The 19,019-nt window shown below is 72.0% G+C and carries 19 protein-coding genes; 11 read left to right on the top strand and 8 right to left on the bottom strand.

What is annotated here, in order from left to right:
* Window positions 1–128: 128 nt before the first annotated feature.
* Window positions 129–314, bottom strand: a complete 186-nt coding sequence (locus CP976_RS44020; protein ID WP_167537235.1) for a hypothetical protein — start codon at window positions 312–314, stop codon at window positions 129–131.
* Here CP976_RS44020 and CP976_RS43120 point away from each other — a divergent pair.
* The 3 genes from CP976_RS43120 to CP976_RS38015 all read left to right on the top strand — a co-directional run bounded on the left by CP976_RS43120 (window position 300) and on the right by CP976_RS38015 (window position 2,265).
* Window positions 300–713, top strand: a complete 414-nt coding sequence (locus CP976_RS43120) for a hypothetical protein (RefSeq protein WP_167537234.1) — start codon at window positions 300–302, stop codon at window positions 711–713. The two genes, CP976_RS44020 and CP976_RS43120, sit on opposite strands and share 15 nt — an antisense overlap.
* A gap of 24 nt (window positions 714–737) precedes the next feature.
* Window positions 738–1,502: a bestrophin-like domain gene (locus CP976_RS38020; protein ID WP_150484417.1), complete on the top strand. Its 765-nt coding sequence runs from the start codon at window positions 738–740 to the stop codon at window positions 1,500–1,502.
* A 223-nt stretch (window positions 1,503–1,725) separates the two neighbouring features.
* Window positions 1,726–2,265 (top strand): hypothetical protein, encoded by a 540-nt coding sequence (locus CP976_RS38015; protein ID WP_150484416.1) that lies wholly within the window; start codon window positions 1,726–1,728, stop codon window positions 2,263–2,265.
* Between the two features lie 110 nt (window positions 2,266–2,375).
* Here CP976_RS38015 and CP976_RS38010 read toward each other — a convergent pair whose 3' ends face one another.
* Window positions 2,376–2,864 (bottom strand): hypothetical protein, encoded by a 489-nt coding sequence (locus CP976_RS38010; RefSeq protein ID WP_150484415.1) that lies wholly within the window; start codon window positions 2,862–2,864, stop codon window positions 2,376–2,378.
* A 360-nt stretch (window positions 2,865–3,224) separates the two neighbouring features.
* Here CP976_RS38010 and CP976_RS38005 point away from each other — a divergent pair, with 360 nt between their 5' ends.
* Window positions 3,225–3,893: a class F sortase gene (locus CP976_RS38005; protein WP_150484414.1), complete on the top strand. Its 669-nt coding sequence runs from the start codon at window positions 3,225–3,227 to the stop codon at window positions 3,891–3,893.
* A 39-nt stretch (window positions 3,894–3,932) separates the two neighbouring features.
* Here CP976_RS38005 and CP976_RS38000 read toward each other — a convergent pair whose 3' ends face one another.
* The gene (locus CP976_RS38000) at window positions 3,933–4,766 is read right to left on the bottom strand and encodes a polysaccharide deacetylase family protein (protein WP_150484413.1); all 834 of its coding nucleotides are present in this window, start codon (window positions 4,764–4,766) and stop codon (window positions 3,933–3,935) included.
* A 389-nt stretch (window positions 4,767–5,155) separates the two neighbouring features.
* Between CP976_RS38000 and CP976_RS37995 the strand changes: the two genes are divergently transcribed.
* On the top strand, window positions 5,156–5,617 hold the full coding sequence (locus CP976_RS37995) for a universal stress protein (RefSeq protein ID WP_150484412.1): 462 nt from the start codon (window positions 5,156–5,158) through the stop codon (window positions 5,615–5,617).
* Between the two features lie 209 nt (window positions 5,618–5,826).
* Window positions 5,827–7,239, top strand: coding sequence for an amino acid permease (locus tag CP976_RS37985; RefSeq protein ID WP_150484411.1), 1,413 nt, complete (start codon window positions 5,827–5,829; stop codon window positions 7,237–7,239).
* A 16-nt stretch (window positions 7,240–7,255) separates the two neighbouring features.
* On the opposite strand, the gene CP976_RS37980 is transcribed toward CP976_RS37985, so the two are convergent.
* Window positions 7,256–8,410 carry a CapA family protein gene (locus CP976_RS37980; protein ID WP_150484410.1) on the bottom strand — a complete coding sequence of 385 codons (1,155 nt, stop codon included), beginning with the start codon at window positions 8,408–8,410 and terminating at the stop codon, window positions 7,256–7,258.
* 223 nt (window positions 8,411–8,633) lie between these two features.
* Between CP976_RS37980 and CP976_RS37975 the strand changes: the two genes are divergently transcribed.
* From CP976_RS37975 to CP976_RS37960, 4 genes are all read left to right on the top strand, one after another.
* The gene (locus tag CP976_RS37975; RefSeq protein WP_150484409.1) at window positions 8,634–9,179 is read left to right on the top strand and encodes a sigma-70 family RNA polymerase sigma factor; all 546 of its coding nucleotides are present in this window, start codon (window positions 8,634–8,636) and stop codon (window positions 9,177–9,179) included.
* A gap of 150 nt (window positions 9,180–9,329) precedes the next feature.
* Window positions 9,330–9,842 (top strand): hypothetical protein, encoded by a 513-nt coding sequence (locus CP976_RS37970; RefSeq protein ID WP_150484408.1) that lies wholly within the window; start codon window positions 9,330–9,332, stop codon window positions 9,840–9,842.
* Window positions 9,843–9,993: 151 nt separating this feature from the next.
* Window positions 9,994–10,647: a zf-HC2 domain-containing protein gene (locus CP976_RS37965; RefSeq protein ID WP_150484407.1), complete on the top strand. Its 654-nt coding sequence runs from the start codon at window positions 9,994–9,996 to the stop codon at window positions 10,645–10,647.
* A 130-nt stretch (window positions 10,648–10,777) separates the two neighbouring features.
* The gene (locus CP976_RS37960; RefSeq protein ID WP_150484406.1) at window positions 10,778–11,959 is read left to right on the top strand and encodes a PP2C family protein-serine/threonine phosphatase; all 1,182 of its coding nucleotides are present in this window, start codon (window positions 10,778–10,780) and stop codon (window positions 11,957–11,959) included.
* A 44-nt stretch (window positions 11,960–12,003) separates the two neighbouring features.
* Here CP976_RS37960 and CP976_RS37955 read toward each other — a convergent pair whose 3' ends face one another.
* Together CP976_RS37955 and CP976_RS37950 are read right to left on the bottom strand one after the other, a co-directional pair.
* A complete protein-coding gene (locus CP976_RS37955) occupies window positions 12,004–13,200 on the bottom strand; it encodes a M20 family metallopeptidase (RefSeq protein ID WP_150484405.1) in 1,197 nt (398 codons plus the stop codon).
* 67 nt (window positions 13,201–13,267) lie between these two features.
* On the bottom strand, window positions 13,268–14,821 hold the full coding sequence (locus CP976_RS37950) for an AbgT family transporter (RefSeq protein ID WP_150484404.1): 1,554 nt from the start codon (window positions 14,819–14,821) through the stop codon (window positions 13,268–13,270).
* Window positions 14,822–14,936: 115 nt separating this feature from the next.
* Between CP976_RS37950 and CP976_RS37945 the strand changes: the two genes are divergently transcribed.
* Window positions 14,937–15,962: an Lrp/AsnC family transcriptional regulator gene (locus CP976_RS37945; RefSeq protein WP_150484403.1), complete on the top strand. Its 1,026-nt coding sequence runs from the start codon at window positions 14,937–14,939 to the stop codon at window positions 15,960–15,962.
* A 58-nt stretch (window positions 15,963–16,020) separates the two neighbouring features.
* Here CP976_RS37945 and CP976_RS37940 read toward each other — a convergent pair whose 3' ends face one another.
* Both CP976_RS37940 and CP976_RS37935 read right to left on the bottom strand, forming a co-directional pair.
* On the bottom strand, window positions 16,021–16,884 hold the full coding sequence (locus CP976_RS37940; RefSeq protein ID WP_150484402.1) for an Fpg/Nei family DNA glycosylase: 864 nt from the start codon (window positions 16,882–16,884) through the stop codon (window positions 16,021–16,023).
* 22 nt (window positions 16,885–16,906) lie between these two features.
* Window positions 16,907–18,994 (bottom strand): SpoIIE family protein phosphatase, encoded by a 2,088-nt coding sequence (locus tag CP976_RS37935; protein ID WP_150484401.1) that lies wholly within the window; start codon window positions 18,992–18,994, stop codon window positions 16,907–16,909.
* Window positions 18,995–19,019: the final 25 nt, after the last annotated feature.

Genomic DNA, 19,019 nt, shown 5'->3' with positions numbered 1-19,019 from the left:
CTCGCGGACGTCCGCCCGTCAAACCGTCGGCACCCGGATATCCCTCTTTCGGGGCAATCCCCTTGCGCTCCGGCGCGTCCCGGCGGGGCAAGGCTCATGATCTTCGTCGTGCATGGACCCGTATCGACTCAATCCGCCCTCGCCGCAAAGGCCTTGGCGGTGGCGACGCTGACCTGGGCGCTCGTCGGCGCGCCGGCCGGAGTGGCGGTGGCCGACTCCTGTGCGTACGCCTCGACGGGGCCGGACGGCACGGAGGCGGTGGCGATCGCCGGAAGCAGGACCTGGCCGACCAAGCCGCCGTGCCCGACACCCACACCGACCCCCACACCCACCCCGACCCCGGCACCCCCGCCGCCGAAGCCGACTCCGAGACCGACGCCGCCACCGGACCCGACACCACCGCCACCCTCACCCTCACCCCCGAAACCGACCCCCACGGCCAGACCGGAGCCGCCGCCTCCGCCTCCGCCGCCCGCGCCACGCCCGGCGCCGCCCCGGCCGGCCCCCAGGCCGGTACCTCCCCGCCCCCCGCCCCGGCACCGAAGCCGTCGGCGAAGCCCACCCCGCGTCCGTCCGCGACGCCCGTGCGCTACCCGGTGTACCGCGCCGCGCCGCGGCCACGACCGGCGAGCAGGACCATGTCGCCGCTCACCTTCGTCCTGCTCGTCACGGTGCCCGCGGTGGTCGCCGTCGCCGCGCTGCGCGCGCGCTGATCCCTGAAGCTCTGGAGGCATCTCTTGCCGGAATGGCTTGTTCTCACCCTCGCGATGCTGGCCGCGTGTGTCGTGGTGGTCGTCATCACGGTCGTACGCCACCGCACCGCGTCCGACGACGAGGACCCCAGCGAGACCCCGGACGTCATCGAGTACATGACCATGTGGATCGGCGTGGTGTACGCCATCGTCCTGGGTCTGGCGATCGCCGGTGTGTGGGAGGGGCGCAGCGCCGCCCAGGACCACGTCCAGGCGGAGGCCACCGCGCTGCACGAGATCTCGGAGCGGGTCCGGGTCTACCCGGACGACGTACGCGACCGCATCCGGGACGACATCCACACGTATGTGAGCCACGTCGTCACCACCGAGTGGGACACCATGGCCGACGAGGGCCAGGTCACCGAGCGCGGCCGTGACCTCTTCGAGCGCCTCCGCCAGGACGTCACCGACTACGAGCCGGAGACGGACTTCCAGGCCCAGGCCTACCAGCCGCTCCTCGACCAGGTGACCGCGGCCAGCCAGGCCCGGATCGCCCGGGCGGAGTCGACCGGGGAGACCATGCCGGGCGTGGTGTGGTTCGGGCTGATCTCCGGAGCCGTCGTCACCATCGGGATGATCTTCGCCCTCCAGATCCGCAGAACGACGCGCGAACTGGTCCTCGCCGGGCTGTTCTCGGCGCTGATCGCCTTCCTGCTGTTCCTGATCTGGGACTTCGACGCGCCCTTCAGCAGGGGTGTGACCGCGTCGGCGGATCCGTTCCTGAACCTCTTCCCGGGCACCGGGGACTGACGCCACCCGCACCACGGAACCGGGCCGGGGGGCGCGCGACACACCGTCGCCGTCCCCCGTCCGCGTCACCGGGGTCCCCCGGGCAGCCCACACCTGTGCCCCATTCGCGCTACTGCGATCGCGCCGCCGCGCGCCCGTTCTTAGCGTTTCAGGCATCGAGGTGCACTCGTGACGTGAGCGGAACAGGTCCGCGGCGGCTCCTCGGGGACCCGGAGGATTCACCATGCGCGCGATATGCGTCGCTTCGGCCTCGGCCGTACTGCTGGCCGCCGGCACCCTCACCTCCTGCGTGCCGGCCGACGCGGCCGTCCGGACCGACTTCGGCTTCAGTGTCGAGCCCTCCACCGTCGCGGCGGGCGGCCGGGTCACGCTGCGTGTGCAGCGCAACGAAGCATGCCGGGGGGAGGCGGTGGTCAACTCACCGGTCTTCGACATGCTCGAAATCCCGTGGCACCAGTCGTCGGCGACGGCCAGGGTCGACCGGGACGCCAAGCCCGGGGCCGAGCACTCCGTGGTGTTCATCTGTGACGAGTCGAGCGGCAGAGCACATCTGACCATCGCCGGCGACCGTCCGCCGCACCACTCCCCGCATCGCCCGTCGGACCGCCACCGCCATCCGTCGAAGGGCGTGCACGCCGGAGAGGGCGGCACCCTCGCCGGTTTTGACCTGAGGGAGATCGGCCTCGGCGCCGCCCTCATCGCCGGCACGCTGGGCACGGCGTACCACTTCACACGCCGCCGCACCGACGAGGACGCCGGCTGACCCGCCCGACGCACCGCACGCCCAGGTCTGCGCCCCGGATCCGTCGAGGAATCCGGGGCGAAGACCGTTCACGTGCGAGGCGGCGCGTCGAAGGAGCGGGGAACGAGGCGTCAGACGCGCCGCTCGGCGCGGCGGCGCATCCAGAACACCCCGCCGCCGACGAGCGCCGCGGTCACGAGCCCACCACCGATGGCCATGTCGGTCGGCGTCGCACCGGTGGTGCTGCTGCCGCCGATACCGCCGCGGACACCGCCGATGACGGTGAAGGCATGGGGCTTGGTCAGGCTCTTGCCGTTGCACGTGACCGTGATGTCGTACGGCCCCGGGCGGGCGTTGTTCCTGATGGTGGCGGTGCCCCTCGCCGTCTCCTTGGCGCCGGAGATGGGCGAGAGCCTCGCCGGCCTCGTGAACGCGTTGGAGGTCGCCGTGCCGCCGTGGCGGCAGCCGTCGACCGTGATGGTCAGCTGGCCGCCGCGGGCGATCACGCTGGGCAGGGCGACGATGTTGCTGGGCGTGTCCCACGCGACGGCCGCGGGGGCGGAAAGGCCGAGGGCGGCGACCGCGGCGCCGGCGACCGCCAGGGCACGAGTGTTACGCATGTGAACCTCCGCGGAAGACGCCCCGGGACCCGTCCCCGGTCGATCGGCGAGAAAGCGCCTCCCAGAAAGACAGTCAGTTGCCTTGCCGTGACCCGCATTTCGGGAATGGTCCGTCCTGGTGAGAGAAGGCGCCGCGGGACAACGGCGCAATCGGATATCGCCGCAGGTCACACACCGTCAGAAAATTCCTCGCGGTGGCAACTCGGATGGCGCACCTCATGCCCACGGGCCACCCCGGACGGCCCGGACCGCCCTGCGCCACCCGTTCGCTCCTGCCCCGTCGCCGGTTCCGCGCGCGGCACTTAGCGTTCTGATATGCGCGAACGACACGGCGACGGCCGGGTCGAGAGGGGATGGCCCATGTCTGCGTCCGAGCTGGCCGAGGCGGAAGAGGAGGCGCGGCGGAAGAAGCGCGCCCCGTGGGGCGTGATAGCGCTGGTTCTGCTGACCGGCCTCGCGCTCATCCGGAATGGTTCGGGGGAATTCGACGAGGGCCCGCCGCAGCCCGCGACCGCGGCCGCGGCGGACAGCCGCGTGCCCGGGGACACCTTCGCCGGGAGCGTCAAGCCCCTTCCCTACGCCCTCCCGGACCGGATCAGGATCCCGGCGATCCAGGTCGACGCGCCGATGATTCCCGTGGGTCTGGACGCGGACGGCTGGGTCGGCGCGCCGCCTCCGGAGGACCCGAACCTGGCCGGCTGGTTCACCGGTGCCGTCACCCCCGGCGAGAAGGGCACCGCGGTCGTCGTCGGCCATGTCGACAACGAGCAGGGCCCCGCCGTGTTCTACGGGCTCGGGGCCCTGAAGAAGGGAAACCGCGTCGAGGTCGCCCGGCAGGACGGCAAGACCGCCGTGTTCGAGATCTACGGCGTCGAGGTGTTCGAGAAGAACAACTTCCCCGGCGACCGCGTCTACGCCTCCAAGGGCGCGGCGGAGCTGCGGGTCATCACCTGCGGCGGCGGTTTCTCCCAGCAGAACGGCTATGAGGGCAACGTCGTCGCCTTCGCCCGCCTGGTCGAGGTGCGCTGAGCGTCCCCGGCCCGGCGGGCGAAGGCCCGACGGCATGTCTCACGCGTAGTGCCGCCGGGGCACGGTCACGTGGTAGCCGGAGTCCAGCAGTTCGGGCAGATAGCGCCGCAGGGCCCGCACGCTCTGCGAGCGGTCACCCCCGGCGTCGTGGGCGAGCACCACGACACCGGGGGCGGCGCCGTTCTCCACCCGCCTGACGATGGACCGGGTGCCCGGGGAGGTCCAGTCGAGGGTGTCGAGCGTCCAGCCGAGGGGTTCCATGCCGAGTTCGGCGCCGAGTTGGAAGGCGGCGCGGTTCCAGGCGCCGTAGGGGGCGCGGAACCACTCGGGGCGCTCGCCGCAGGCCTCCTCGATGACGTCGCAGGTGCGCTCCATCTGGGAGCGGATCTGCCGGCGGGTGAGGCGGGTGAGCAGCGGGTGGGACCAGGTGTGGTTCCCGACGACATGGCCCTCGTCGGCCATCCGGGCCAGCAGCTTCTTGCTGTCGGCGGCCATCGCCCCGCACACGAAGAACATGGCGCGCACGTCGTACTCGGCCAGGGTGTCGAGGATGTCCGGGGTGTAGCGGGGGTCGGGGCCGTCGTCGAAGGTCAACACCATGGTGCGGCCACGGCCGGAGACGCGCAGCAGCGGCTCGCGGCGGACCAGGGTCCGGCGGGGCGCGGCCTGTGGCGGGCCGTATCCGGTCAAGGGCTGGAGGCGGTACGCGGAGGCGCCGAGCGGGTGGCGGGCCTGGGGCCCCGAGGCCGGGACGGACCCGGCGGGGCCGTCCCCGGTGACCGCCGCGAGCACACCGGCCGTGGCGGCCGCTCCCACGGCGCCGGTGCCCGCGATCAACAGCCGGCGCCGGGTGAGCAACTGATCCTTCTTCATGACTCATCAGTCGCCCGGCGGAAGGCCGACGCACCTGAGCAACACCGGTGCGGCGGCACGGATTCACCCGAACGGCCCAGACAAATGGGTCAGTGGCCCGCGCACCGGGGGGAACGGCAGGGCCTTCCGGATCGTCAGTCCGGTGAGGCGGCCGCGTCGAGCTCGCGGTGCCGGATGCGGACCTGGTCGGACAGGCCGGCGAGAGGGCCGGCGGGCTCGGTCCCGTCCCCTCCGGCGAGGCCGAGCGCCGCCGCTGACGGCAGCCCCTCCGTCGTGGCGGGCCGCTGTCCGCCCTTCGAGTGCCCTCATCCTCTTCCCCACAACGTGCGCATCGACGGCGAGCGCTCCCGCCTCAGTACCTGGCCTGGGGCCTTCGATAGCCTCGCAGCGTGACGGAACAGCACTCCCATCAGTTCGAACGGGGCACGGACGGGCCGAAGGTGATCGTGGCCGGGGTGGACGGCTCCGACTCGTCCCTGCGCGCCGTGGCCTACGCCGCCGGCCTGGCCCGGCGCCAGCACGCGCTGCTCGCCGTGGTGTACGTGCAGCCGGTGCTGGCGGCGGGCGCGGCGCTCGGGGCGCCGGTGGCCGGGACGACCGACGAGATCGCCGAGGACCTGGTGGCGCAGATCCGGGACGCGGCCGAGCGGCTCAAGGGGATATTCGAGGTCCGCTGGGAGTTCCACACGTTCCGCGGCGACCCGTACAGCGGCCTGGTGAAGGCGGCGGACGAACTCAAGGCGGACGCGGTGGTCGTGGGCGCGTCCGAGCAGGCGGGCCACCGCATCGTCGGCTCGGTGGCGGTGCGGCTGGTGAAGGCGGGGCGCTGGCCGGTGACGGTGGTGCCGTAGGCCTGTGCCGGCATGCCGGCAGGACGATCCCACGCAGCGGGGAGCGGTGCGGCTGCGTCTGGAGCCGGTGCCCCTCGTCGCGCACGACCTGAGCTGCGCCGTGTCCCCGGGAGGCGGCAGGGACCTTGCGCGGCGTCTTCCGTCGCGGGGGCACCTGGGCCATCATGATCCGCCATCAGCCGTTTGCCGATCGCGAAGAGGTGAGGCGCATGGCCGGGCTCCGCATGGGTGAGGGGATTCTCCGACGCAAACCCATCGAGCAGATCGAGGAGACGGAAGTCGGCAAGGGCACCCAGCTGGAACGGTCCCTGGGGCTGTGGCAGCTGACCGCCATCGGCGTGGGCGGCATCATCGGCGCGGGCATCTTCACCCTCGCGGGAACCGTGGCCAACGGCACGGCGGGTCCGGCCGTGCTCGTCTCCTTCCTCATCGCGGGCGTCGCGAGTGCCGCGGCGGCCCTGTCCTACGCCGAGTTCGCCGGGCTCATCCCGAAGGCCGGTTCCGCCTACACCTACGGCTACGCGGTGCTCGGCGAGCTCGCGGGCTGGTTCATCGGCTGGGATCTGTTGCTGGAGTACACGGCGATCGTGGCGGTGGTCGCGATCGGCATCTCCGGCTACTTCAGCTTCCTGGTCGGCGAGATGGGCGCCGACCTGCCGAACTGGATGCTGGGCGCCCCCGGCACCGGTGAGGGACACAAGGTCGACCTGTTCGCGGCGCTGCTGTGCCTGCTGATCGCGTATCTGCTCACCCTCGGCATCAAGAACGCGGCCCGGTTCGAGACGGTCGTGGTGGTGCTGAAGGTCCTGGTCGTGCTGCTGGTGATCGGGGTCGGTGTGTTCCACATCGACACGGCGAACTACAACCCGTTCTTCCCGTACGGGGTCGGCGGGGCGTTCACGGGCGCGGCGACGGTGTTCTTCGCGGTGTTCGGCTACGACGCCATGTCGACGGCGGCCGAGGAGTCCAAGGACGCGCAGCGGCACATGCCGAAGGCGATCATCTACTCGCTCGTCATCTCGATGGTCCTGTACGTGGCGGCCTGCCTGGTGCTGACGGGCATGCAGGACTACAAGGACATCGACAAGGAGAGCGGCTTCTCGACGGCGTTCAAGTCGGTGGGGCTGAGCGGGCTGGCGGACGTCATCGCGGTGGGCGCGATCATCGGCATCCTCACGGTGATGTTCACGTTCATGCTGGGCGTGACCCGGGTGTGGTTCTCCATGTCCCGTGACGGGCTGCTGCCCAGGTGGTTCGCGAAGACGCACCCGACGCGGCACGTGCCCACGCGTGTCACCTGGATCGTGGGGTTCGCGTCGGCCGCCATCGCGGGGTTCCTGCCGATCGGCGAGGCGGCCGAGCTGACCAACATCGGCATCCTGCTGGCGTTCGTGGTGGTGTGCGCGGCGGTGATCGTGCTGCGCTACCGGCAGCCGGACCTGCCGCGCACGTTCCGTACGCCGTGGATGCCGGTCGTGCCGGCGGTGGGCATCGTCTTCTCGATCTGGCTGATCACCTTCCTCCAGTGGCAGACCTGGGCGCGGTTCGCCGTCTGGTTCGCGCTGGGGCTCGTGGTCTATTTCGCGTACTCCTACCGGCGCTCGGAGCTGGCGCGGCGCTGACCGGCTGGCTGCGGGTCTACTCCCCCATCATTAGGCCGTCCTCGGCCGCGCCCCGGCTGAGCACGACGTCGCGGATGCGGTCGCGGACGGCCTGTACGCCGGCGCCCTGGGCGATCGCCCGGTTGAGGTTGACGACCCGGCCGGCGTCGACGTCGAAGAGCTGCGGTACGAACTCGGCCTTCGTCACCTCCCAGCGGCCGCCCGGCCGTGCGGGCGGGGCGAAGGTGAAGCGGCCGAGGGTGGACTGGTTGCCGCGCGGGTCCCGGGCGCCCTGGTGGTTGGTCATCTCGCCGGCGATCTGGTCGCCCATGCCGTAGATCACCCAGGTGCCGTTGACCTTCTCGTAGGCCTGCGGGACGTGCGCGTGGGTGCCGAGGACGAGGTCGATGTCGGGGCGTGACCCGCTTCGTGCGGCGGTGAGGCTCCGGGCCAGGGCCAGTTGCTGCTCGTCGGGGGCGTCCTGCCACTCGGTGCCCCAGTGTGTGGAGACCACGACGACGTCGGCGCCGGCCCGGCGCGCGGCCCGGGCGTCCGCGAGGATCCCGGCCTCGTCGATGAGGTTCACGGCCCAGGGCTGTCCGTCCGGCAGTGGGATGCCGTTGGTGCCGTAGGTGTAGGCGAGGTGCGCGACCTTGGCCGGGCCCGCTTGGAGGATCGTCACCGCGCGGGCCTCCTCCTCGGCGCGAGCCGAGCCGGCGTGCCGTACGCCCGCGCGGTCGAGGGCGTCGAGGGTGCGGCGGATGCCGTCGGCGCCGTCGTCGAGGGTGTGGTTGGAGGCGGTGGAGCAGCCGTCGTAGCCGGTGGCGGCGAGGGCCCGGGCGACCTCGGGCGGGGACTTGAAGGCGGGATAGCCGGTGTAGTCGCCGTCCACGCCGTACACGGTCTCCATGTGGCACAGGGCCACGTCGGCGCCGGAGACGACGGGGCGGATCCCCGCGAGCATCGGCCGGAAGTCGTAGCCGGTGCCGCCGGCGTCGAAGCGGGCCCGGTCGATGATCGTGCTGTGCGGGAGGACGTCGCCGGAGGCGACGAGTGTGAAGCCGCGGGGTCCCACCGCCGAGGGTGCCGGGCGTCCGGGGCCGGTCGGTCCGTGGCTGCGGGCCTGGCAGGCGGCACCCGCGGCGAGGGCGACGGTCAGGGCCAGGGCCACCTGTCTGCTGCGTGCGATCATGCATTCACCCCACTGTGGGCGTTGTGGTCGTATTTACGCACAAACAGGAAAGAAGGCTCACCGCGCCCCACGCGGCTCCGACACGCTCATTAGCCCGTCCGGCGCGCGCCCGGCGGGCGGCCGTGACCGTTCGTCGAACCGTTCGTCGACGCGATCGACCGTCCGCCGCACAGGCGGATACGTGGCCTGTCCCCCCGGCTGGGCCCTGCGGTGGCATACGGCCATGACGGCCGGATCCACTCTCACGAACGGAACGACCGCCGAGCACGAGCTCGCCGCACTGCAGCGGGAGCACGGCCGGCCCCTCTTCGCGCTCCTGCTCCGGCTCTGCGACGGAGACCGGCAGCGCGCGGAGGACCTGGTCCAGGAGACGCTGGTGCGTGCCTGGCAGCACCCCGAGGCGCTGCGCGCCGACGACTTCGAGTCCGTACGGCCCTGGCTGATGACCGTCGCGCGGCGGCTCGCGATCGACGCCCGGCGGGCCCGGCAGGCCCGTCCGGCTGAGGTCGGTGACGCGGTGCTGGAGAACGCGCGGGTCATCTCCGACCACGCCGAGCGGGCCGCGGCGATGCTCGACGTCCGCCAGGCTGTGAAGACACTCACTCCGGAGCACCGTGAAGTCCTGGTGCTCGTGTACTTCCAGGGGGCGAGTGTGGCGGAGGCAGCGGCGACCCTCGGCATTCCGCCCGGTACCGTGAAGTCCCGCGCGTACTACGCGCTGCGCGCCCTGCGCCGGGTGCTTCCGGGATACGCCGCCGACCTGCGCTGAAACCCATGGCTGAGTCAAACCTCCGTAAAGCGCCTTGCTGAGGACCCCGGTTGAGTAATCGGCTGTTCCCATCCGTGTTCCGGATGGGGCCGTCAGCGCCCCGGGGCCCGGTGTCGGGCACGCGCACGTACCGGAGGAAGGCAGGAAGGGATGCTGCACAGAAGCGAAGAGGGCACGGACGGCGCCGACGGTGAACTGACCGTCCCCATGGCGTGGTTGTACGCCGAGTACATCGCCGACGAGCTGCTGCGGACCGGCGATCTGATGCCGCCGACGTCCTTCGAGTTCCGCGCGGGGCGGGACGCCCTGGCGCTGACCATCTTCCTCTCCGACACCGAGGGAGAGCTGTCCGGCATCAGGGTCGTCACGCAGTTGGAGACGTGGCTGTCACTGACGGCGTACGACCAGCCGTGGCAGGAGTGGGTGCGCGAGCGGCTGGCCGAGCTCGCCACCGAGGCCGCGGAGTCGGGCCGGCCCGCGCCGGACCTGGACCTGGCCGAGGATGCCTGGCGCTGGCTCCAGGAGACGGAGCTGCTCGCGCCCGACCTGAACGCGGTGCCGGGCGGCGCTCCGGTGGTCGGGGAGGACGAGGGACCGAAGGTCTGGACGCCCGCCTGGCAGCTCGGACTGCCGCTGGGACACCTCGCCATCCATCTTTTTTAGATTTCCGCGGCACCGGACCAATCCGCGGGCCGGAGCGCTCCGAATCCTTTGGTTGCGATTGTGTCACCGGCTTGAGTGATTCCGCTGCCTGGTCCGTACCGGTGGGAGCAAGGAGTAACCCCACCCGCACCCAACGGCACGAGGATTCGGCATGAGGTCCCTGGAAAGGCATCGCGACGTCGGCGCCTACGCGCTCGGCGTGCTGGACGAGGCGGAGGCCTTCCGCTTCGAGGACCACCTCATGGAGTGCCCTCGGTGCGCCGCAGAGGTGACGGAATTCGGCCCGACGACACGGCAGTTGATGCTGTACCGGCGGGCGACGCCACGGTTCGTGCACCCGATGGCGCAGCCCGGTCCGCGCATGCTGGACCGGCTGCTGGCCGAGGTGGCGACGCGGCGCCGGGCCGGGCGCCGGCGCATGCTGTTCGGCCTGGCCGCGTCGGTGGTGATCGCCGTGTCGGTACCCGGCGTCGCGATGATGGCGCGGGGCGGCGCCGAGGAGCCGGTGCGGATCGCGGCGACCGACGCGCGGTCGGGTGTCTGGGCCCAGGTCACGGTCGAGGACAAGGCCTCGGGCAGCCAGGTCGAACTGAAGGTGAAGGACGCGGCCGGTCCCCGGCCCTGCCACCTGGTCATCGTCGGCCGTGACGGCACGGAGGAGACCGCGACCAGCTGGCACGGGCCCGGGCACGACGCCCACCCCAGCACGATGATGGCCAGCTCGTCCATGCATCCCGACGAGACCGCCCGCTACGAGGTCCGCTCGGCGGCCGGAGAGGTTCTGGTGAGACTCCAGCCGCAATAGCCGGGCCCGCCGGCGGGGCTGTCCTCCGTCCGCCCCTGTCGCCGGGCACCCCGTGCGCCCCGGTGTGAGACTGCTGGACGACGCGCCCGGGAGGCCCCGGGCGCCCGCGGTCCCGGCGAGGGGAGACGAGGTGACGACGGCAGAGACCGGCGACGGTCGCCTGGAGGAGTTCCTCGCCGATCCGGAGAACGCGGCGCTGGACCTGACCACCGCGGCGGCCCGCTGCACCAAGGCCCTGGGGCTCCAGCACTCCGTCGTCTACCTCGCCGACATCCAGCAGCGCCGGCTCGTCCCGCTCACCGACGTCGCCCCGCCCCTGCCCGTCGACGACTCGCTCGCGGGCTGGACCTACCGCACCCAGTCCCTGCGTGTGGAGGAGTCCGAGTCGGGCGGCATGACGGCCTGGATCCCCCTCGTGGACGGAGCGGAACGCCTCGGCGTCCTCGCCGTGCACGCGCCGTCGCTGACCCCGGCCGTCCTGCGCCGCGGCAGGGCCCTCGCCACGCTCCTCGCCATGATGATCACGTCCACCCGGGCGTACCAGGACTCCTTCGTCCGGCGTACGCGTGCGAACCCGATGCGCCTGCCCGCCGAGATGCTGCGGGCCTTCCTGCCGCCCCGCACGATCGGCACCCGGCACGTCGTGTCCACGGCCGTGCTGGAGCCGGCCTACGAGATCGGCGGCGACGCCTTCGACCACTCCCTCACGGACACGACCCTGCACGCCACGGTCCTGGACGCCATGGGACACGACCTGGCCTCCGGGCTCACCACGGCCGTGTCACTGGCCGCGTGCCGCAACGCCCGGCGGACCGGAGCGGACCTGCCCGAGCTCGTGGAGTGCGTCGACGACGCGCTGGCGCACTGGCTGCCCGACCAGTTCTGCACGGGCGTGCTGGCCCAGCTGGACCTGGCCTCCGGGATACTGCGGTGGAGCAACTGCGGGCATCCCACCCCGCTGCTCATCCGCGACCAGCGGCTGCTCGTCGACGCCATGCGGCGCGACCCGGATCCGCCGATGGGACTGCCCTCGCTGCTGGCCGGGCGGCAGCGGCAGACGCATGAGATCGCGCTGAAGCCCGGTGACCGGGTGCTGATGTACACCGACGGGGTCACCGAGGCCAGGGGTTCCGACGGCGCGGAGTTCGGGCTGGAGCAGTTCGCCGACTACATCATCCGGGCGACGGCCGCCGGCGAGCTGGCGCCCGAGACGCTGCGGCGCCTCATCCACTCCATCCTCGACTCGTCCACCAGCCGGCTGCGGGACGACGCGACCATCCTCATGTTCGAGTGGTCGGGCCCGGCCCGCTGAGGGCGAGGCCGGGGGCCACGACCGGCGCTCCCGCGTGCCGTGCGTCAGGGCGCCGTCGCTCGGTCCCGCAGCGGTAGGGCCAGTCGTCCCAGCAGCCCCGCGACCAGGGCGGTCTGGGCGGGCACGGTGTCGGGGTAGATGAACTCGCCCCGTGCGTGGGCGCCGTCACCGACCGCGCCCATGCCGCAGAGGACCGGCAGGCCCAGCGCTGCGATGAAGTTGGCGTCACTGGCGCCGCCGACGGCGGCGTCGGGCAGGCCGTCGCGGCCCTGCTCTCGGGCGACCTCGCGGGCCAGGCCCAGGAGGGGGGCGGAGGCTGCGTTGAGGGTCATCGGCGGCCGGTTCCAGGCGTGTTCGATCTCGATGCGGACGCGGGGGTCGCTGACCTCGATGGCGTCCAGTTCGCGGTCGACGCGGGCCTGTTCGGCCACGCTGCTGACCCGGATGTCGACGCTTGCGGTGGCCTGCCCGGCGACGACGTTGGTGGCGGAGCCGCCCTCGATGAGCCCGGTGTTGACCGTCGTGCCCCTGCCGGGGGCGGCCACGGCCGCGGCGGCCACCACGAACTCGGACAGGGCGGTGATCGCGCTCGCCCCGTCCTGAGGCGCGAGCCCGGCGTGCGCCTCGACGCCGGAGGCGGTCACCCGGAAGATCCCGGAGCCCTTGCGGGCGGTCTTGACCGCGCCGTGGGCGGTCGGCTCCAGCACCAGCGAGGCGTCGGCCTTCCGGGCGACCTCCTCGATGACCGGCCGTGAGGACGGGGAGCCGATCTCCTCGTCACCGTTGAAGAGGAAGGTGACGGCGGGCACGGGTGCGCCGCTCTCCCGGGCCAGTTTCAGGGCCCAGATGCCTTGGGCCAGGCCGGTCTTCATGTCGAAGATGCCCGGCCCGCTGAGCTTGTCCCGGCCGTCGTCGGACGCCTCCGGCTGCTGCCATCCGGCGAGGGTGCCGGCCGGCCATACGGTGTCGTAGTGGCCGACGAGCGCGACGTGACCGGCGCCGGTGCCGGTGTAGGTCAGGGTGAGGGTGTCTCCGCACGCACCGCCGGGGTGGCGCTGTTCGTGGTCGGGCCGGCCGAGCCGGTGGACCGTCAGTTCGCGCAGGAGGTCCAGCCCCGCCGCGAGTCCGGGGAGGTCGTGGCTGCTGGTCTCGTGGCGGACGAGGGTCAGGATGTCGGTGACGATCTCCGGCGAGACGTCCTGGGCGCGTGCGGAGAGGGCGGCGGCAGGCGATGCGGTCATGATCTGCTTTCTCGGACGAAGGCGGGGCGGAAGCGGGGGCTGCGTTCTCTCGGCGGAAGGTGCCGGGTCAGCTGACACCGAAGGGGATGCCCAGCAGGTACCAGGCCACGAAGAACGCGATCCAGACGACCCAGACGACGGCGGCGATCGGAATCGTGAAGGAGGCCAGGGTGCCGATGCCGGCGGACTTGCGGTACTGCTGGATGAAGCCCAGGGCCATCACGAAGTACGGACTCATCGGGGTGACGCAGTTGGTGACCGAGTCGGCGACGCGGTAGACGGCCTGGGTGGTCTCGGGCTCGATCCCGATCAGCATCAGCATGGGCACGAGCACCGGCGCGGCCAGCGCCCACAGCGCGGAGCCGCTGGTGATGAGGAGGTTCATGAAGGTGATCAGCACGGCGATGCCGACCAGCACGGTCCAGCCGTGCATGTCCAGTTCGCGCAGGGTCTCCGCGCCCTGGACCGCGAGGATGTTGCCGATGTTCGTCCACTTGAAGTAGGCCAGGAACTGGGAGATGGCGAAGAACAGGACGAGGATCGGCGCCATCGACCGGGTGCCGTCGGCCATCGCGGCGATGATGTCGCGGGCGGCGGAGAAGGTGCCGGTCATCCGGCCGTAGACGGTGCCGAGCAGGGCGAAGAACACGCCGAGGACGAGGGCCATCCCGCCGATGAGCGGGGAGTCGACGATGCCGCCGTCCTCGCCGCGCAGCGGTGAGGACGCGGGAATCATCGACACCGCCAGGAGCCCCAGGAAGCCCACGGCCACCAGCCCGGTCACCCGCAGGGCACGGCGCTGCTGCTCGGTGATCTGGATCGCCGTCAGGTCCGAGGCGTCGGGTCCGGTGACGGGCTCGTCGGGTTCCAGGTCCGAGCGGCGGGAGAGGACCTTGTCCACGACGAGCGTGATCACCAGGGCTATGAGGACCGACGAGCCGAGCCCGAAGAAGTAGTTGGCCACCGGGGTGACGACGTAGTCGCCGTCGATGGTGTGGGCGGCGGCGGTGGAGATCGAGGACAGCAGGACGTCGGTGGGGGTGAGCGAAGGGGAGGCGTCGTAGCCGGCGGAGATCGAGACGTAGGCGACGATGCAGCCGAGCACCGGGCTGCGGCCCGCCGCGCGGAAGATGAGCGCGCCGAGCGGGATGAGGGTGACGTAGGCGGCGTCGCCGGCGACATGGCTGACCATGGCCGTCATCGACAGGGCGAAGGTGAGGTACCTGCCCGGCACCCGCGCGACCATGCGGCGCAGCAGGGCGGCGAACAGCCCGCTCCTCTCGGCGACGGCGATGCCGAACATCACGGTGAGGATGGTGGCGAGCGGCGGGAAGGCCGCGTAGTTGTCGACGGCTCCCTCGACGGCCATGGTGAGGCCGTCCTTGCTGAGCAGGTTCCGCACGTCGATGGTCTCGTGCGTGCCGGGGTGCACGGCGCTGACGCCGACTGCCGCCAGTACGGCGCTGAGGACGGCGACGACCCCCGCGAGGATCCAGAACAGCCAGAACGGGTTGGGGAGTTTGTTACCGACCTTCTCGATCGCCGCGAAACTCCGGAACGCGGCGCGCAGGAGTCTCGACCGCGGTTCGGTCGGCTGGGGCTGGGCGGAGGTGGTACTCATCGGTTCCTCTTCGCACATTCGAGGGATGTTCCTGCGAACAATGGCACTCCGATGAGAGATTCTCTAGCCTCTGGATGTAACAGTGGGATTAATCGGCAGTCTAAGGTGGAGTGCTATGACCCGCCCTCTCCTGGACGAGCTCGACCGGCGCCTCATCGGCGCACTTCACCTGGCACCCCGGGCCACCTGGGACGACATCGGCGGGATCCTGGCCGCCGACGCCGGCACGCTCAAACGCCGCTACGACCGGCTGCACGAGGCCCGGATGGTCCGCGTGATCGGGCAGGCCGACTGGGGCATGCACTCCACGACGATGCCGGTCCACGTTTTCCTGGACATTACCGGCGAAACCCCGCTGGCCGTCCTCCACCGGCTCCGTGACCTGCCCCACGTCCAGCTCCTGGCACAGATCTCCGGCGACTACCCCCTCTACGTCGTGGTCCACGCCCCCTCCGAGGGCGCCACGAGCGAGGCGATCGACCGGATGTTCTCCATCCCCGGCGTCCGCCGCGTCAACGCCCTGCCGGCCCTCAGCACCCTGCGCCGTGGCATCACCTGGGACCCCCGGTTCCTCACCGAGGCCGAACGCGCCGGCCTGCTCGAGCTCACCGGGGCCCGCCCCGAGGGCACCGCGACGGCGACACCCCCCGCCAAACCGCTCAGCGAGGCCGAACGCACGGTCGTCGCCCAGCTCATCCAGGACGGCCGCGCATCCGCCGCGAGCATCGCCCGGGCCGCCGGTCTGGCCACCTCCACCGCGCACCGCGTCGTCCGCCGGGTCCTCGACGAGGGGTGGGTCAAACCGCGCCTGGAGATCGTGTCGGAATGGCTCGGCTTCCAGACCCCCTTCATGCTCCGTCTGCGCGTGGCCCCCGGCGAAACCCCCGACGTCATGCACCGCATCGACCGGCTCCCCCAGACCCGGCTCGCCGTCCACGTGGCCAGCGACATGTCCGTCCTCGCCACCGGCCTGGTCACCGACCGCTCCGCCCTGGCGCGCTTCGTCGACGACGAACTGTCCGGGATCCCCGGCATCCTCGCCGTCAGCGTCGGCGTCATGCTGGCCGAACCGCGCCGCTACTGGCTGGACCGGGACGGGACCTCCGGTCTCGGCGAGTTCCACGCGCCGGCGCTTCTGTAGTCCGGTCCGACGGCGCCGGCCGGCGCGATGGATCCAGAACGCCGTCGTCCGCGGCGGCTCACTTCAGCAGCCGGGACATCCTGCGGTCCGCCAGCGGTTTCCCGCCGGTCTGGCAGGTCGCGCAGTACTGGAGCGAGGAGTCGCTGAAGGACACCTCGCGGACGGTGTCGCCGCACACCGGGCAGGGCTCACCCGTGCGGCCGTGCACGCGCAGGCCGCTCTTCTTCTCGGCCTTCAGCCGGCCGGCCGCCACACCCCGGGAGCGTTCGACCGCCTCGGTGAGCGTGTCGCGCAGGGCCGCGTACAGCCGCCCGGTCTCCTCCTCGCTCAGGGACGCGGCCAGCTTGAAGGGCGACATCCTCGCCGCGTGCAGGATCTCGTCGCTGTAGGCGTTGCCCACGCCCGCGATCAGGCTCTGGTCGCGCAACGCGCCCTTGAGCTGCCGCCGTTCACCGGCCAGGAGTTCCGTGAAGCGCCGCTCGTCGAAGTCGCCGGCCAGCGGATCCGGGCCGAGCCGGGCGATGCCCTGGACCTCCTGCGGGTCCGCCACGACGTACACCGCGAGCCGCTTCTGGGTGCCGGCCTCGGTCAGGTCGAAACCGGCGCCGGTCTCCAGGGCCACGCGCAGGGCGAGGGGGCCCTTGCCGGGGCGGGGCGGGCCGTCGGGGAGGCGGTCCTTCCAGTGCAGCCAGCCGGCGCGGGCCAGGTGCGTCACGAAGTGCGGGCCGTCCGCGGCCTTGATGTCGAGGAACTTGCCGTACCGGCGCACGGCGGCCACCTCGTGGCCCTCCAGCGCGGACAGGGGCGGGTCGTACGTCTTCAGGACGCTGATCGCGACGGGCAGCACCCGTACGATCTCGTGGCCGACGAGGTGCTCGGTGAGGAAGTCCTTGAGCGCCTCGACCTCGGGGAGTTCCGGCATAGGTCCAGAGTGCCACGCGGTCTCATTCCGGGTCGGGCACCACGAACTCGCACCACACGGCCTTGCCGCCGCCGCGCGCCTCCACGCCCCACAGGTCGGTGAGCAGCTCGACCAGCAGCAGGCCCCTCCCGGAGACGCCGGACTCGCCCGCCTCGCGGCGGCGCGGCAGGGCGCTGGAGGAGTCCTCGACCTCGACGCGCAGCCGGCGTTCCGAACCGGTGAGGGCCCGCAGGGTGACGATCGCGGAGCCCTCGGTGTGCATCAGGGCGTTGGTGATCAGCTCGTCGGCGACCAGTTCGATCTCGTCGGCGCGGTCCGCGGCTCCCCAGACGCCGACCGCGGTGCGGATCGTGTGCCGGGCCTCGGCCAGGGCCGCCGGATCGCCGGGGGCGACGAGCCACTGGAGCCGGCGGCCGGAACGCGGGCCGTCCGGCCCCCGCCGGCGCAACAGGAGCAGCGCCACGTCGTCGTCGCCGCCGCGTTCGGCGGCCACGTCGATGAGCCGGTCGGCGAGGTCCCGTACGTCGTCGGGACCGGTGGCGACGAGCGCGGTCAGGGTGCGCATGCCGTCGTCGAGGTCGGCGCCGGGCTGCTCCACCAGTCCGTCGGTGCACAGCAGCAGGGTCTCGCCCGGGTCCAGTTCCACGGTGCCCACCGGGTAGTCGAGGCGGCCGAACTCGGCGGACAGGCCGAGCGGCAGACCGCCCGGGACGGTGACGCGGCGGCAGGAGCCGTCGGTCTGCCGCACGAGCGGATCGATGTGGCCGGCCCGGACCACCTGGAGCACGCCGGTGGACAGGTCGGCCTCCGCGTAGAGGCAGGTCGCGGAGCGGTCGGTGTCGAGTTCGTGCAGGAAGACGGAGGCGCGGGCCATCACGGTGGCCGGGGTGTGCCCCTCGGCGGCGTAGGCGCGCAGCACGATGCGCAACTGTCCCATGACGGCGGCCGCGTGCGTGTCGTGGCCCTGGACGTCGCCGATGACGGCGCCGACCCGGCCGCCGGGCAGCGGGATCAGGTCGTACCAGTCGCCGCCGATGTCACGGCCGAGGGAGCCGCCGATGGTGGCCGCGCGGTAGCGGACGGCGATGTCGGCCCCGGGCACGCTCGGGATGGTCCGGGGCAGCATGGCCTGCTGGAGGCCCTGCGCGAGGTCCATCTCCTGCTCGTAGAACATGGCCCGCTGGAGGCTCTGCGCGATGCTGCTGCCGAGGGCGACGAGGATGTTGCGCTCCTCGGGGGTGAAACCGTGCCGGTCGCTGTAGAGCAGGCCCATCGCGCCGATCGGCTGTGCCTGGACGATGAGGGGCAGATAGGCGGCCGACGTGATGTTCAGTTCGGTGATGTGCGGCCAGAGGATCGGGTAGCGCTCGGCGAACTCCTCCGGCGACTCGATGAAGCAGGGAGCGAGGGTCCGTACGGCCTCGCTCATCGGGTAGGGCTCGTCGATCCGGGTGACGCGGGTGCCGGGCACGAAGCTGTCCGAGGGGCCCTCGGCGACCAGGCGGATGCGGCCGGCCTCGACCAGGCCCATGACGAGGCTGGTGGCGCCCAGGTGGGTGAGGCCGTGGGTGTCCTTGAGGACGTCGATGACGTCCTGGACGGTGCGGGCGTGGGCGAGGGCGGCCGTGGTGAGTTCGACGACGCTGGTCTGCTGCCGGCGGGCCTCGTCCTGGGCGGCCTGGTCGCTGCGGGCCTCGCTCTCGGCGAGTTCCTGGGTGGCGTCCCGGACGATGCCGATGATGCGGCGGGGCCGTCCGGTGTCGTCGCGCCGGATGTAGCCCTGGGTGTGGGTCCAGCGCAGGGAGCCGTCGCGGCGGCGGACGCGGAAGTAGGCGCCGTAGTTCTCGCTGCCGTCCTTGAGGGCCTGGCTCACCGCGGTGTCCAGGCGCCGGGCCTCGCCGGGCGGGACGCGCTTGGAGAGGGTCTCGGGGTGGTCGTCGTACTCGTCGGGGCGCACGTCGAAGACCTCGTGGGCCCGGGCGTCCATCTGCATCAGGCCGGTGTCCAGATCCCAGTCGAAACTGCCCATCCGGTTGAGCGCGAGAATCGGGTCCGGGTGGGCGGGCCAGTCGTCCGGGAGGGACAGGGCGCTCGCTCCCCGATCAGCCATGGGCCCACCTTGCCAGGATTCGTCC

This window comes from Streptomyces coeruleorubidus, from assembly GCF_008705135.1.
Classification (GTDB): domain Bacteria; phylum Actinomycetota; class Actinomycetes; order Streptomycetales; family Streptomycetaceae; genus Streptomyces; species Streptomyces coeruleofuscus.
This window is presented reverse-complemented; position numbering and strand designations above follow the sequence as displayed.